The organism is Curtobacterium sp. MCLR17_042 (assembly GCF_003234695.1).
Taxonomy (GTDB): domain Bacteria; phylum Actinomycetota; class Actinomycetes; order Actinomycetales; family Microbacteriaceae; genus Curtobacterium; species Curtobacterium flaccumfaciens.
Genome location: NZ_QKTD01000010.1, coordinates 92,080 through 107,181, shown reverse-complemented (window position 1 = coordinate 107,181; position 15,102 = coordinate 92,080). Strand labels below are relative to the sequence as shown.

Below are 15,102 nucleotides of genomic sequence, written 5' to 3'. Positions count from 1 at the left end.
GCACCGGGCCTCCCGGCTGTCCGCAGCCCCTTCTCCACCGCAACGAAACCGACAGGACCATGACCGACCTCACCGACACCCCGCCCCTCGTCCTGCTGCCGGCTGTCGACGTCGTCGACGGACAGGCCGTGCGACTCACCCAGGGCGAGGCGGGGAGCGAGACCGGCTACGGCGACCCCGTCGCCGCTGCCCGGACCTGGCGCGACCAGGGTGCCGAGTGGATCCACCTCGTCGACCTCGACGCAGCCTTCGGTCGTGGCGACAACCGCCGGGTGATCGCGCACGCCGTCCGCGAGGTCGAGGGTGTCTCGGTCGAGCTGTCCGGCGGCATCCGCGACGACGCCTCGCTCGAAGCGGCACTGGCGACCGGTGCGGCGCGCGTGAACCTCGGCACCGCGGCGCTCGAGAACCCGGACTGGGCCGCGCGGGTGATCGGTGAGTACGGCGAGCAGATCGCCGTCGGGCTGGACGTCCGCGGCACCACGCTGTCGAGCCGCGGCTGGACCGAGGACGCCGGTGACCTGTGGGAGGTGCTCGACCGGCTGGAAGCCGCCGGGTGCGCCCGCTACGTGGTGACCGACGTCACGAAGGACGGCACGCTGCAGGGGCCCAACGTCGAACTGCTCCGCCAGGTGTGCGACCGGACCGACCAGCCCGTGGTGGCCTCCGGCGGGATCTCCACGCTCGACGACCTCCGTGCGCTCCGCGAACTCGTGCCGTACGGGCTCGAGGGCGCGATCATCGGCAAGGCGCTGTACTCCGGGGCGTTCACGCTGCCGGCCGCACTCGACATCGCCTCCGAGTAACGCCGTGGCGGGCATCTCGAACGGCCGCGGCACCGGGCCGGACGCCGACGACGCGCACACCCCCGGCGGGGCGGCGGACTCGGCGGGCTTCTCGTGGGAAGGCCGCACGTTCGACCACCACGACACCGCGTTCGCCGAGGACGACGGACTCGCCGATCCCGCGGTGGTCGCGGCCATCGGTGCGATCGCCGACGGTGCGTCCCAGGCGGCGATCGTCGAGGCGCTCCGGACCGCCCGGCTGCTCATCCCGCTCATCGCCGAGGCCGGTGACGTGGGGGAGACCGACGAGGGCAAGCTCGTCGACAAGACCCAGGAACTCTCGATCGTGACGGTCGCCGGTCCGGACGGTCGCAGCGTGATGCCGGCGTTCACCTCGGTGGACGCCATGCACGCGTGGGACCCGGACGCGCGTCCGGTGCCGGTGGAGTCCCGCCGTGTGGCGATGGCCGCGGCGAGCGAGGACACCCAGCTCGTCGTGCTCGACCCGAAGTCGCCGACCGAGTTCGTGCTGCGTCGTCCGGCGGTGTGGGCGCTCGGGCAGGACCTTCCGTGGACCCCGTGCTTCGAGGACCCCGAGGTGGCTCGCGCCTTCGCGGCCTCGGTCGAGGGGGAGTCCAGCGTCGCCCGTGTCGAACTCGCGCCGGGCGACCCGGTCGGCCGGTTCGCCGGGCCGGAGCTGACGGTGGGACTGGCCCTGCACCCGGGGCTCGACCGCGAGCAGGTCGGCGAGCTCGTCGGTCGGCTGCAGCAGCGGTGGTCGACCGACCCCGTGATCGCGGAGCGGGTCGACAGCATGCGCGTCGCCCTGCGCGCTGCCTGACGAGCAGCAGTGCGGCGGTGCGACCCGGCCCAGCCCGAGGTCGCCGGTACGATGACGGGGTGAGCCCGAACCCGACGACCAACCCCACCGGCGCGACCACCCACGGTCCGACGGGGCGTCCCGTCCGGGACTTCCCCGTGCCCGAGGAGCTCGACAGCACCGGACCCGCCCGCATCATCGCGCTCTGCAACCAGAAGGGCGGCGTGGGCAAGACCACGACGGCCATCAACCTGGGCGCTGCGCTCGCCGAGTACGGCCGCAAGGTCCTGGCCGTCGACTTCGACCCGCAGGGCGCGCTGTCCGCGGGTCTCGGCGTCCGGACGCACGACATCCACACCGTGTACGACCTGCTCATGGGCGCCGTGAAGGACCCGAACCAGGTCATCCAGCCGACGAACACCCCCGGCCTCGACGTCATCCCGGCGAACATCGACCTGTCCGCGGCCGAGGTGCACCTGGTCAACGAGGTCGCCCGCGAGCAGATCCTGGCGAGCGTGCTGCGCAAGGTCGCGAACGACTACGACGTGATCCTGGTCGACTGCCAGCCGTCGCTCGGCCTGCTCACCGTGAACGCCCTCACGGCGGCGCACGGCGTCCTCATCCCGCTCGAGTGCGAGTTCTTCGCGCTCCGCGGTGTCGCGCTGCTCATCGAGACGATCGACAAGGTGCGCGACCGTCTCAACCCGGCGCTCAAGCTCGACGGCATCCTGGCGACCATGTACGACTCGCGCACGCTGCACTCCCGTGAGGTCATGGAGCGGGTCGTCGACACCTTCGACGACCGCGTGCTCGACACCGTCATCGGCCGCACCGTGAAGTTCCCGGACGCCACGGTGTCCGCACGCCCGATCACGCAGACTGCGCCGGACCACCCTGCCGCCCACGCCTACCGGCAGCTCGCACGAGAGCTCGTCCAGCGTGGCGCCGTCGCCTGACGCGGGGTTCCGGGTCCGGCTCGCCAACTTCGACGGACCGTTCGACCTCCTGCTGTCGCTCATCACGAAGCACGAGCTCGACATCACCGAGGTGTCACTCGGTGCCGTGACGGGGGAGTTCATCCAGTACGTCCGGCAGGCCGAGTCCGCCGACGAGCTCGACGAGGCCAGCGAGTTCCTGGTCGTCGCGGCGACGCTGCTCGACCTGAAGATCGTCGGGCTGCTGCCCCAGGGCGAGCTCGTGGACGCCGAGGACGTGGCCCTGCTCGAGGCCCGGGACCTGCTGTTCGCCCGGCTGCTGCAGTACCGGGCGTTCAAGCAGGCCGCCGACTGGTTCGGGGAGCGCTGGGGCGTCGAATCGCGCCGGCACGTCCGCAGCGTCCGGCTCGAGGAGCGGTTCCGCGCGCGGACGCCGGAGCTCGTCTGGACCCTGTCGGTGCAGGACTTCGCCGCACTGGCCGCGCTGGCCTTCGCCCCGCGGGAGATCCCGTCCGTCGGCCTCGACCACCTGCACGCCCCGCTCATCAGCATCCGCGAACAGGCCGCGATCGTCGTCTCGATCCTGCGCACCCGCGATGGTGAGGGCGTCTCGTTCCGTGAACTGGTCGCGGGCGTCGACCAGACGGGTATCGTGGTGGCTCGCTTCCTCGCGATCCTCGAGCTGTACCGGAACGCGTCGATCTCGTTCGAGCAGCTCGAGCCGCTCGGGGAGCTGACACTGCGGTGGACCGCCGAGGACTGGTCCGACGAGAGCCTCGCGAACCTGGGAGCCGACTATGACGGATGACGTGCACGACACGTCCAGCGCCGAACCCGGCGGCGCTGACGAGATGGCCGACGCACGCGCCATCGAGCACGAGATCCACGAGCGCGCCGCGTCGCAGGCTCACCCCGCCATCCCCATCGACCGGCAGCTCGAGGCCATCCTGATGATCGCCGACCAGCCGCAGTCACTCGTCGCCCTCGGTGCGGCCGTCGGCTCGCCCGTCCCCGCCGTCCGCCAGGCGATCGAACGCCTGGTCGCGGACTTCGACGGCGTCGACGGCACGATCCGCCGCGGCTTCGAACTGCGCGAGGTCGGTGGCGGCTGGCGCTTCTACGTCCGTGCCGACCTGGACCCCGTGGTCGAGCAGTTCGTCGAGGCCGAGCGCCCCTCGCGGCTGTCGCAGGCCGCACTCGAGACCCTCGCGGTCGTCGCCTACAAGCAGCCGATCACCCGCTCGCAGATCGCTGCGATCCGCGCCGTCAACGTCGACGGTGTCGTCCGAACCCTGGTGGCACGCGGCCTCATCGAGGAGTCGTTCACCGACGCCGAGACCGGCGCCATCAACTACGTCACGTCCGACCTGCTCCTGCAGCAGCTCGGCATCAACTCGCTCGACGAGCTGCCGCTCATCTCGCCCCTCCTGGACGACGGTGCGGACGGCTTCGAGCAGAACGAAGGGATCCCCGATGGCAGGGTTTGACGACCGGGGGCGCGGCGCGCCCCGAGACCGAGACGACCGCAACGGACGCTCGGGAGGCCCGGATCGCTCCGGCCGCCCGGCCGGCGCACGCGGCGGGGCCGGCTCCAGTGCCGGTGGCCGCTCCGGCGGGTACGGTCGCGACGACCGCGGGGGCGCACGCCCGCCGCGTGACGACGACCGTCGTGGCGGGTACCCGTCGCGCGACGACCGCGGCGGCGACCGTGGTGGGTACCGCGGGGCTCCGGCGCCGCGTGACGACCGTGGTGGGTACCGGGGTCGGGACGACCGTGCCGGTGGCGGTGACCGTGGTGGCTACCGGGGTAACTCCGCTCCGCGTGACGACCGTGGTGGCTACCGGGGTCGCGACGACCGTGGGGCTTCCGCGCCGCGCGACGACCGCGGTGGCGACCGTGGTGGGTACCGCGGGGCTTCGGCGCCGCGTGACGACCGTGGTGGGTACCGCGGTCGCGATGACCGTTCCGGTGGCGGCGACCGTGGTGGCTACCGCGGCAACTCGGCTCCGCGTGACGACCGCGGTGGGTACCGCGGCCGCGACGACCGTGGGGCTTCGGCTCCGCGTGACGACCGTGGTGGCTACCGGGGCTCGGCTCCGCGTGACGACCGTGGTGGCTACCGGGGTCGCGACGACCGTGGGAGCTCGGCGCCCCGCGATGACCGTGGTGGGTACCGCGGCAACTCGGCTCCGCGTGACGACCGTGGTGGCTACCGCGGCCGTGACGACCGTGGGGCTTCGGCGCCGCGTGACGACCGTGGCGGCTCCCGAGGACGCGATGACCGTTTCGGTGGCGGCGACCGCGGTGGATACCGTGGCAACTCCGCTCCGCGTGACGACCGCGGTGGCTACCGCGGCCGGGACGACCGTGGTGCTTCGGCTCCGCGTGACGACCGTGGTGGGTACCGCGGCCGCGACGACCGTGGCAGCTCCGCTCCCCGCGACGACCGCGGTGGGTACCGGGGTCGCGACGACCGTGGCAGCTCCGCTCCCCGCGACGACCGGCGCGACGACCGCGGCCGCGACGACCGCCGGACTCCCGACGGCCAGCAGAGCCGCGTCTGGCACAACGGCCGCCGCTACGTCGGCGGCACCACGAGCGTCCGCAACAGCGACCGCACCACGCCGAAGCCGAGCGGGCAGCGCGACGACCGGGGCAACCCGGCCGAGGGCACGCCCGAACGGCCGATCATCGAGGACTGGGACGCGGCGGACGGAACGGCTCCTGCCGGGGCCGAGCCGAGCCTCCAGGCAGAGGGTGAGCGCCTGCAGAAGGTGATCGCCGCTGCCGGCGTCGCATCCCGCCGGGTCGCGGAGAACCTGATCGTCGAGGGCCGCGTGACGGTCAACGGCGAGGTCGTGGACGCCCTCGGGCGTCGCGTCGACCCCGAGAAGGACGCGATCAGCGTCGACGGCGTGCCCGTGCAGATCGACTCGTCGCGGCGCTACATCGTGCTGAACAAGCCGACCGGCGTCGTCTCGAGCCTGCAGGACGAGCGCGGTCGCCGCGACCTCACCGAGTTCGTGGACCGCTACGAGGAGCGTCTGTTCAACGTCGGCCGTCTCGACGCCGAGACCTCCGGGCTGCTCGTCCTGACGAACGACGGCGACCTGGCACACGTGCTCGCGCACCCGTCGTTCGGCGTGCAGAAGACGTACATCGCGAAGGTCCACGGCAACGTGAACCCCGCCGTGGTGCAGCGCCTGACCGAGGGCGTCGAGCTCGAGGACGGTCCGATCAAGGCCGACAAGGTGCGGTTGCTCGAGTCCTCGCGGGGGGAGTCGCTCGTCGAGATCACGCTGCACTCCGGCCGCAACCGCATCGTCCGTCGCATGCTCGAGGCGGTCGACCACCCGGTCCTCGAACTCGTCCGCCGGTCGTTCGGACCGCTGCACCTGGGCAGCCTGCCGCCGGGCAAGATGCGCGAGCTCGGCACCGTCGAGGTCGGCAAGCTGCTCAGCACCGTCCGTGACGCGAAGCCGTCCGCTCGTGACGACCGCGACGTCGCGCTCGACCAGGACGACGACGAGTACGAGGACGAGTCGGCGGACTGACCGACCCCGGGGCCCGGGCATCGACCGATGCCCGGGCCTCGATCGGTAGGCTTGCCCGGTGACCGACGTGACCCCGACCGACATCGACCGCCGTCTGCGCGGCCCGGTCCGGATCGTCGGTGCCGGGTTGCTCGGTGCCTCGATCGGTCTCGCCCTGCGTGAGAAGGGCGTGGACGTCGTCCTCGACGACGTCTCGCCCGCCGCGCTGGCGCTCGCCGTGGACTACGGCGCCGGGCGTCGACCGGCCGTCGGCGACCAGCCGGAGCTCATCGTCGTCGCGGTGCCGCCGGACGTCGTCGCGACGGTGGTCGAGCGTGAGCTCGCCGCCCACCCCGACGCCGTGGTGACCGACGTCGCCAGTGTGAAGTCCGGGCCGCTCGCCGCCCTGGTGGCGGCCGGGGCCGACGTCTCCCGCTACATCGGGTCGCACCCGATGGCCGGACGCGAGCGCAGCGGTCCGACCGCCGCCCGCGCCGACCTGTTCGTCGGTCGCCCGTGGGTGATCGCCGGGCACGACGGCATCACGTACCAGCGCGCCGCGGTGGTCGAGGACCTCGCGCTCGACGTCGGCGCCACCGTCGTGCCGATGGACCCCGAGTCGCACGACCTCGCCGTGGCGTACGTCTCGCACGCGCCGCAGCTCGTGTCGACCCTGATGGCCTCGCGCCTGCGGGACGCCCCCGACGGGTCGCTCGGCCTGGCCGGTGGCGGCGTGCGCGACGTCACCCGGATCGCCGCGAGCGACCCGGGGCTCTGGGTGCAGATCATCGGGGCGAACGCCGGGCACATCCGGCCGGTGCTCACCGACCTGCGCGACGACCTGTCCCGCGTGATCGACGCGCTCGGCGACCCGGACGGTGCCGGTTCGCCGCGCACCATCGCCGAGACGATCGCCGACGGCAACCGCGGGGTCGAACGGCTCCCCGGCAAGCACGGCACCACCAAGCGCTTCGCCCAGGTGGTCGTCCTGGTCGACGACACCCCCGGGCAGATCGCCGCACTCCTGACGTTCATCGGGGAGATCGGCATCAACCTCGAGGACATGCGCCTCGAGCACTCACCGGGCGCACAGATCGGCATCGTCGAGGTGTCGGTGCTGCCCGAGCAGGAACAGCGACTCGTCGAGGAACTCGAGGGGCGCGGATGGAGGATCGCAGCAGCATGGGCCTGAACGACGACACGAACGCAGCGACGAACGACTCCGGTGTGACCGGCGGACCGGACGGGCCCGACACCGGCCTCCCGACCCCGGGCCAGGGCGGTGCCGGCGGCCCGCTCAGCGGCAGCGGCGACGGCGGAGCACTCGGGGGCCCGGCAGGTGGCCTCGGCGAACCCGGCGGGGAGCCCGGCTCGACCAGCGCCCCGATGCCGTCCGGCCTGGCCGACGGCGCCTACGTGGCGAAGATCGTCATCGCCGTCGACGGCCCCGCCGGCAGCGGCAAGTCGAGCGTCTCCCGTGCAGCCGCCCGCGCCCTGGGGTACGGCTACCAGGACACCGGCGCCGCCTACCGTGCACTCGCGTGGCACGCCCTGCAGCAGCGGGTCGACCTCGACGACGCCGCGGCGGTCCTGGCGAGCTGGGACACCTTCGACTACGCCATCGGCACCGACCCCGACGACTACTACGTCAAGGTGGGGGAGACCGACGTGACCGAGGCCATCCGCACCCCCGACGTCACCGGCGCGGTCGCCCACATCGCCAAGCTCCCGGATGTCCGGAAGCGGCTGGTCCAGCTGTTCCGCAACGTCATGCGGAAGACCGACGCCCCGGGCATCATCACCGAGGGCCGGGACATCACCACGGTCGTCGCACCTGACGCCGAGGTCCGGATCCTGCTGACGGCCGACGAGTCGGTTAGAATGGCCCGACGCTCGGCAGAGGTCACGACCCAGTCGGCCGCCGAGACCTCCGCAGCACTCGCTCGTCGCGACGCGGCGGACGCGAAGGTCGTCGACTTCATGAACGCCGCCGACGGCGTCACGACGCTCGACTCCACCGACCTCGACTTCGACCAGACCGTGCGGGCGGTCGTCGACCTGGCCCGCGCGGCCACGCACTGACGCACGACCGGACGGCCTCGGCCGCCTGGTCACACCACGGCCGGACCCCCGGCCCCGGCCGGCAACGGCCACCGACACCGCGGCCCCGGCCGCTCGCGAGGAACCCAAGATGGCTCAGCTGGACAACCCGGACAACGACGACTTCCCCCGGTACGACGACGCCCTCGGCGAGCGGCTCGCCGGACTCGACGAGGCCGAGGCCGAGCAGCGCGCGACCGCGCTCCGCGCCGGACTCGAGGAGTACGACCTCGAGGACGAGGACCTCGCCCTGCTCGAGGCCGGTCAGGTCGGCGAGGACGGCGTCCACTACCTGCCCGCCTACCCGGTGCTCGCGATCGTCGGCCGCCCGAACGTCGGCAAGTCCGCGCTCGTGAACCGCATCCTCGGTCGTCGTGAGGCCGTCGTGCAGGACGTCCCCGGCGTCACCCGCGACCGTGTCAGCTACAAGGCCGACTGGAACGACAAGCGCTTCACGCTCGTCGACACCGGCGGCTGGGAGCCCGGCGCCGAGGGCATCAACGCCTCCGTCGCCGCGCAGGCCGAGGTCGCGATCGACCTCGCCGACGCCGTGCTGTTCGTCGTGGACGTCACGGTCGGGATCACCGCCACCGACGAGCACGTCGTCAAGATGCTCCGCGGCACCGACCGCCCCGTCATCGTCGTCGCGAACAAGGCCGACGACGAGCGCCGTGAACTCGACGCCTACGAACTCTGGAACCTGGGGCTCGGCGAGCCGCACCCGGTGTCGGCCCTGCACGGCCGTGGCGTCGCGGACCTGCTCGACCTGATCATCAAGACGCTGCCCGACACCTCGGCCGTCGCCAAGCAGGAGGTCGGCGGCCCCCGCCGCGTGGCCATCCTCGGCCGCCCGAACGTCGGCAAGAGCTCGCTGCTCAACAAGGCCGCCGGTGAAGAGCGGGTCGTCGTGAACGACATCGCCGGCACCACCCGTGACCCGGTGGACGAGCAGATCGAGCTCGGCGGCAAGGTGTGGCGCTTCGTCGACACCGCCGGCATTCGCAAGCGCGTGCACATGCAGCAGGGCGCCGACTTCTACGCCTCGCTCCGCACCACGGCCGCGCTCGAGAAGGCCGAGGTCGCCGTCGTCGTCCTCGACGTCACCGAGCCGGTGTCCGTGCAGGACCTCCGAATCATCGACCTCGTCCTCGAGTCCGGCCGTGCCCTCGTGCTGGCCTACAACAAGTGGGACCTGCTCGACGACGAGCGACGCCGCTACCTGGAGCGTGAGATCGAGCAGGACCTGGCGCACGTCGCCTGGGCCCCGCGCGTGAACATCTCCGCCCGCACCGGCCGCCACCTCGAGAAGCTCGTGCCGGCGCTCGAGACCGCCCTCGAGTCGTGGGACACCCGCATCCCGACCGGCAAGGTCAACGCCTTCATCGCCGAGCTCGTGCAGGAACACCCCCACCCCGTTCGCGGCGGCAAGCAGCCCCGCATCCTGTTCGGGACCCAGGCGTCGAGCCAGCCGCCGACCTTCGTGCTCTTCACGTCGGCGTTCCTCGACCCGCAGTACCGACGCTTCATCACGCGTCGCCTCCGCGAGGTCTGGGGCTTCTCCGGCACGCCGATCAACGTCAACATGCGGGTGCGCGAGCGCCGGAAGCGCTGAGCCCTCCCGCCCGTCACGCAGAACGCGCCTCGATCCGTCGGGGCGCGTTCTGCGTTCGCGTTCGGCCTGGAGGCCCGGGGCCGGTCGGGCGCGCCGGTGCGGCATCATGGGGGCGTGGGCACCGGGCCGTGGGCAGCGGACCGACGTCGGCTCGCCCTGGTGGGTGTCCTCGTCGGTGTGGTCGTCGTGGGTTCGGTGTCCCTGTGGACGATCTCGCACGCACCGGACGACGGCGACTCGGTCACCCGTGCCGACTCCGTGCCCTCCGAGCCGGCGCAGTCGCCCGACGTCCGACTGCCGCCCTCCGACGGCCTCGAGGAACCGATCGAGCCCGAACCCGTCCGTCCGGTCGACGGTTCGCCCATCGACCCGTGGTGGCGTCGCGTCCCTCCGGTCTCCGGTGACATCGTCGGCATCGGTGCTGCGGCCTCCGGGCACGTGCGGATCGCCGGGAACACGGATGACGAGACGCTCTCGGTGGAGATCGACCACCTGGAGACCGGCGGGGACGGCCCGGTCGACGTCGTGCTGTCCGCGGGGACGGTGCGCGGTGGCTCGAAGCCGGTGTGGACGCCGGCCGGGGAGTCCTACGACCTGTTCCAGGCTGCCGGGGTCGAACAGGGGCTGACCGTCGTGCTCAGCGACCCGTGGTCACTGCCCGACGAGGTCCGCTCCCTGGTCCTGCTCGACGCCGACACCGGCACCGTGCTGGGTGGCGCGGCACTCGTCCCGTCGGACTGAGCGGGGCGCGCTGGGGGCGTGCTGAACCGACGCCGAACGACACTGTCGTGGTCGTCCGACGTCGACAGTGTCGTTCCGCATCGGTGCTCGTGCCTGTGCCGCGTCCGCCGCCACCGCCGGGATGGGGCACGATGTACTGGTGACGCAGCAGAACGACGGACTCGGTGTGCTCGCCGACCGCGTGTGGTGCCGTCTGCGGCTCGACCGGTTGGCCGGAGGTCGGCAGTCCGGGTACGTGATCCGCGAGGACATGCTCGAACACCCCGACACCGTCCGCTCGTTCCGGTGGATCCGGTGGCTGCTCGTCGCGGAGACGGTCGTCGGACTCACGGCCATCGTGGTCGCCGTGCTGCTGACCCGCGCGGGGGAGTCCCTGTCGTGGGCGGTGTGGTTCCGGTCCACCGTGGTGCTGCTCATCACCCTGACGCTCTACGTGTTCGCCTGGCGTGCGCAGCTCGGGTACTACTGGGCGTACCAGCGGCTGCGGCTGTTCAGCCGGATCTTCCCGATCGTGACGCTGATCGTCGCGGCGATCCCCGGGCTCTACCCGTTCTGGATGGTCATCGAGCAGATCCTGTTCTCGGTGCTCATGGTCGGCATCGGCGACGTGCTGACGAGCGACCACATGCGGGCCACGTTCCCGAAGCCCGCGCGGCGGTAGGGCTCCGGCAGGTCGACGCCGAACGACCATGTCGGTGTCGTACGACGTCGGTGGTGTCGTTTCTTGCGGGCGCGGGCTGTTGTGTACGCCCAGGAGCGACGATGTCGGTGTCGTACGACGTCGGTAGTGTCGTTCGGCGTCGACGCTCACGCGGTTGGATCGGCTCCGCGACAGAACACGCGTCGATCGACGCGTGGAGTGTCGCAACGGTGGTGCGAGACGGGCGCGGTCGGGCTACGCGACCGTGGCCAGGGCGAACGGGAGCACGGCGGAGGCCCCGGCGCGTCGGAGCTCCCGACCGGCGACGGTCATCGTCCACCGGCTGTCGACCAGGTCGTCGACGAGCAGCACCGGGCCCTCGTGCGCCTGCAGGGCGGCGGCGAGCGACGGATCGACCACGAAGGTGTCCCACACGCCGGACAGTCGGTAGGCGCTGTTCGTCGCACCGTCGCCACGAGGGGTCCCGCCGGCACGGCCGAGCGTGCCGAGGAACTGCAGCCGCCCGATGGTGGACAGCGCCTGGGCGAGGGACCCCACCAGTTCGGGCCGTGACCGCGAGGACATCGCCACGACGCCGGTCGGACGGGTCTCCCACGGCCAGTCCTTGAGCGCCCGGACACAGCCGTCGACGAGCTCGCGCGAGATCGGGGCATCGGGGGTGGACGGCGAGAACAGTGCGCGCAGTGGACCGCCCCAGCCGAGGTCGGTCAGACGCGCCACCGCACGGCCGGGCTGCACGAGCTCGTCCGCGCCGATCTTGCCCCGCACCGAGACCCCGAGCGACGACATCCCCGAGGGCCACTGGGCACGCGGGGCGATCTCGACGCCGACCTTGTCGAGTGCGGCCGCGGCTCCGGACGAGTCGGTGTCGGACACGGCGGTCGGGAACCACGCCCCGGCGCAGTTGTCGCACCGGCCGCAGGGCTCGGCCGAGGGGTCGTCGAGGTCCTGCTGCAGCAGCTGCATGCGGCAGGCCGAGGTGGACTCGTAGTCGAGCATCGACGCGGCCTCGGCAGCACGGGCCGCTGCGACCCGCTCGTACCGGGGCGCGTCGTACTCCCACGGCTGCCCGGTCGACACCCAGCCGCCGGTGACGCGTCGGACGGCTCCGTCGACGTCGAGCACCTTGAGCAGGAGTTCGAGGGTGGAGCGCTTGATGTCGACCAGGCCCTCGAGCGCCACGGTCGACATCGCGGTGTCGGTGGACAGGGCACCGAGCACGGCGGCGGCGCGGGCTTCGGTCGGCATCGAGGCGCTGGCGAAGTACTGCCAGATCTCGCGGTCCTCACGCCCGGGCAGGAGCAGGACGTCGGCGTTGTCGGTCGCACGACCCGCACGACCGATCTGCTGGTAGTAGGCGACGGGCGACGAGGGCGCTCCGACGTGCACGACGAACCCGAGGTCGGGCTTGTCGAACCCCATGCCGAGCGCACTCGTGGCGACCAGGGCCTTCAGCTCGTTGCCCTTGAGCTGCTGTTCGAGCTGTTCGCGCTCGTCGGTGTCGGTGCGCCCCGTGTAGGCACGGACGGCGTACCCGTTGTCGCGCAGCAGCCGTGCGATGTCCTCGGCCGCCGAAACGGTGAGCGTGTAGATGATGCCGCTGCCGGGCAGGTCACCCAGATGGGCGAGGAGCCACCCCAGCCGCTGCCGGGCATCGGGCAGCGTGAGCACGCCGAGGCGCAGGGACTTGCGGGCCAGGGACCCGCGGATCGTGAACACCGGGTCGGCCGGGCCGGCGGTGAGCTGCTCGGCGACGTCCTCGACCACGCGCTCGTTCGCCGTCGCGGTGGTCGCCAGGACGGGGACGCCGTGGGGGAGCGACCGGATGAGCTCGGCCAGTCGACGGTAGTCCGGCCGGAAGTCGTGGCCCCAGTCCGAGATGCAGTGTGCTTCGTCGACCACGAGCATGCCCATCCGGGCGATCAGGGTCGGCATCTGCTCGTCCCGGAACTTCGGGTTGTTCAGGCGCTCGGGGGAGACGAGGAGCACGTCGACCTCGTCACGGGCGAGGGCAGCCTGGGTCTCGCCCCACTCGTGGGCGTTCGCGGAGTTGATCGACACCGCACGGACACCGGCCCGCGCGGCGGCGGCGACCTGGTCGCGCATCAGGGCGAGCAGCGGCGACACCAGGACCGTCGGGCCGCCCCCGCGTCGGCGCAGCAGCAGCGTCGCCAGGAAGTACACCGCGGACTTGCCCCACCCGGTGCGCTGCACGACGAGGGCGCGCTGCCGGTGCTCGACCAGCGCCGAGATCGCCTCGAGCTGGCCGGGGTGGAACACCGCGTCGGGGCGCCCCGTGAGCGCAGCGAGCGCCTGCTGCGCCTCGGCGGCGATGTCTGCAGAAGGCGGGGCGGTGGTTTCCATGCCCCCATGCTGTCAGCACCGACCGACGTAACGCAGGTCGCGCCTCCAAGCTGTGGAGAAGCTCCCTACTGGTAGGTGACCAACGACGGCGTCGGCTGCACCTGCTGCATGGTCTGCGCGGGCGTCAGCATGGGCGTGTCCTCGTCGTAGAAGTTCTTCCAGCCCCAGTGCAGCCCCTCCGGCGCGCCCTGGTGCAGTGCCTTCCACGTCGCCTGCTTGTCCGGCTGCGACCCCTGCCCGTCGACGTGCACGAGCATGTCGAGCTCCGGGTGGGTCTGCAGCGCTGAGCGGTCCTGGATCATCGACAGCCGGAACTGGTGCAGCACCAGGGCCTTCGGCGGCAGCCCCTCGTCGCGCACGAGTCCAGCCAGCCACGAGGACACCTCGTTCACCTCGGACGCCGAGACACTCCCGATCTGCTCGAGGGGCACCTGGTCCTTCGTCAGCCGCCACTCCGGGTCGAGCGCCAGCCAGACGCCGGGCTTCTTGAGCAGCGACTCGTACTTCTTGGCCTGCGACAGGAAGTCCGACCGCCCGGGCTGCAGATCGATGATGACCGGCATGTCCGCCTCGTGCGCGGCGTCGACGTAGGGCTCGAGCGTCGACACCGGCAGCTCCGTCGAGTAGTCGCCGTCGGCTCCGGCGTCCCCCGCGGCGACGGTCGCGATGACCTCCATCGCGGGCGTCACGAGCTCGTCGGACTCCGCCCGGTACGGCTTCGCGACCTGCTCGGCACGCTGCACGGTCTCCTTCGGCCCCTGCTCGCCGAGCACGCCCAGCGCAGGCGCCCCGGGAGCCCCGTACAGCGCGACGTACCGGTGCCCGTCGAACGGCCGCTGGCCGCCGTTCCGCAGCTGGAACCCGCCCTCGGCCGCCCGCACCGTCCACTCCGGATCCGGCAGGGCGTCGAACGCCGCACCGACCAGGACGGTCGGGTGCTTCGCCCGCTCGTGCAGCGCGGTCACCACGTCGGGTGCAGCAGCCGGGTCGGTCACGCCCTTCGGCATGGTCACGACGCGAGCGCCGGCGGCCTTCGCGGTCGCCACGGCAGCAGCGTCCGCACTCGCGTCCGCCACCACCACGGTCGCCTGCCGGGAGGCCCGGGTCGACTCCGGCGCGTCACCGCCGTCCGGCGCCTGCCGCTGTTCGACGTCCGTGTCGAGCGACACATCACCTTCGGCCTGGTACCAGTCGGCACCGAGCCGGTCGAGCTCGCGGGCGACGGCGGCGCTCGTCTCCTTGGCCGTCAGCAGCACCGGGACGTGGGCGCTCGCCGCAGCCTTCGCCGCATCACGGATCCCGTCGGTGTCGCCGGCCCGGGCGACGACCGCTCCCGGGGCACTCGCGAACAGCGCCTTGCTGACGCGGACCGACCGGGCGGCGGCGTCCGAGGCGTCGGCCACCGTGACGGTGTCGGCCGAGGCCTTCGCCAGCGTCGGGCGGCTCGTATCCGGTCCGCTCGACGTGCACCCGGCGGCTCCGAGCAGCAGGCCGGAGACCGCGATCGCGACCAGGAGACGAGGGGTGGAACGAGAACGCATCGAGCCACC

At 72.3% G+C, this 15,102-nt stretch carries 13 protein-coding genes; 11 read left to right on the top strand and 2 right to left on the bottom strand.

The window, feature by feature from the left end; genetic code table 11:
- The first annotated feature begins 59 nt into the window (after positions 1-59).
- From priA to DEJ02_RS11415, 11 genes are all read left to right on the top strand, one after another.
- Complete coding sequence (gene priA, locus DEJ02_RS11465) at positions 60-806, top strand: bifunctional 1-(5-phosphoribosyl)-5-((5-phosphoribosylamino)methylideneamino)imidazole-4-carboxamide isomerase/phosphoribosylanthranilate isomerase PriA (RefSeq protein ID WP_017885902.1); 747 nt, start codon at positions 60-62, stop codon at positions 804-806.
- 4 nt (positions 807-810) lie between these two features.
- Positions 811-1,626 carry an SseB family protein gene (locus tag DEJ02_RS11460; RefSeq protein WP_111033173.1) on the top strand — a complete coding sequence of 272 codons (816 nt, stop codon included), beginning with the start codon at positions 811-813 and terminating at the stop codon, positions 1,624-1,626.
- Between the two features lie 59 nt (positions 1,627-1,685).
- Positions 1,686-2,561 carry a ParA family protein gene (locus tag DEJ02_RS11455; protein ID WP_017885900.1) on the top strand — a complete coding sequence of 292 codons (876 nt, stop codon included), beginning with the start codon at positions 1,686-1,688 and terminating at the stop codon, positions 2,559-2,561.
- Complete coding sequence (locus DEJ02_RS11450) at positions 2,545-3,348, top strand: ScpA family protein (RefSeq protein WP_181440337.1); 804 nt, start codon at positions 2,545-2,547, stop codon at positions 3,346-3,348. Before DEJ02_RS11455 ends, DEJ02_RS11450 begins: the two co-directional genes overlap by 17 nt.
- Positions 3,338-4,027 carry an SMC-Scp complex subunit ScpB gene (gene scpB / locus DEJ02_RS11445; RefSeq protein WP_244993436.1) on the top strand — a complete coding sequence of 230 codons (690 nt, stop codon included), beginning with the start codon at positions 3,338-3,340 and terminating at the stop codon, positions 4,025-4,027. The genes DEJ02_RS11450 and scpB overlap by 11 nt, the downstream gene beginning before the upstream one ends.
- A 1,279-nt stretch (positions 4,028-5,306) precedes the next feature.
- Positions 5,307-6,095 carry a pseudouridine synthase gene (locus DEJ02_RS18690; RefSeq protein WP_228501111.1) on the top strand — a complete coding sequence of 263 codons (789 nt, stop codon included), beginning with the start codon at positions 5,307-5,309 and terminating at the stop codon, positions 6,093-6,095.
- Between the two features lie 58 nt (positions 6,096-6,153).
- Positions 6,154-7,266, top strand: a complete 1,113-nt coding sequence (locus DEJ02_RS11435) for a prephenate dehydrogenase (RefSeq protein WP_111033170.1) — start codon at positions 6,154-6,156, stop codon at positions 7,264-7,266.
- Positions 7,267-7,460: 194 nt separating this feature from the next.
- The gene (cmk, locus tag DEJ02_RS11430; protein WP_111033204.1) at positions 7,461-8,156 is read left to right on the top strand and encodes a (d)CMP kinase; all 696 of its coding nucleotides are present in this window, start codon (positions 7,461-7,463) and stop codon (positions 8,154-8,156) included.
- 109 nt (positions 8,157-8,265) lie between these two features.
- Positions 8,266-9,786, top strand: a complete 1,521-nt coding sequence (gene der, locus DEJ02_RS11425; RefSeq protein WP_071405612.1) for a ribosome biogenesis GTPase Der — start codon at positions 8,266-8,268, stop codon at positions 9,784-9,786.
- A gap of 114 nt (positions 9,787-9,900) precedes the next feature.
- A complete protein-coding gene (locus DEJ02_RS11420) occupies positions 9,901-10,527 on the top strand; it encodes a hypothetical protein (RefSeq protein WP_111033169.1) in 627 nt (208 codons plus the stop codon).
- Positions 10,528-10,666: 139 nt separating this feature from the next.
- Complete coding sequence (locus DEJ02_RS11415) at positions 10,667-11,188, top strand: hypothetical protein (RefSeq protein WP_017885892.1); 522 nt, start codon at positions 10,667-10,669, stop codon at positions 11,186-11,188.
- A gap of 234 nt (positions 11,189-11,422) precedes the next feature.
- Here DEJ02_RS11415 and DEJ02_RS11410 read toward each other — a convergent pair whose 3' ends face one another.
- Both DEJ02_RS11410 and DEJ02_RS11405 read right to left on the bottom strand, forming a co-directional pair.
- Positions 11,423-13,552 (bottom strand): ATP-dependent DNA helicase RecQ, encoded by a 2,130-nt coding sequence (locus tag DEJ02_RS11410; RefSeq protein WP_181440336.1) that lies wholly within the window; start codon positions 13,550-13,552, stop codon positions 11,423-11,425.
- Between the two features lie 65 nt (positions 13,553-13,617).
- Complete coding sequence (locus tag DEJ02_RS11405) at positions 13,618-15,093, bottom strand: hypothetical protein (RefSeq protein ID WP_111033168.1); 1,476 nt, start codon at positions 15,091-15,093, stop codon at positions 13,618-13,620.
- Positions 15,094-15,102 lie beyond the last annotated feature (9 nt).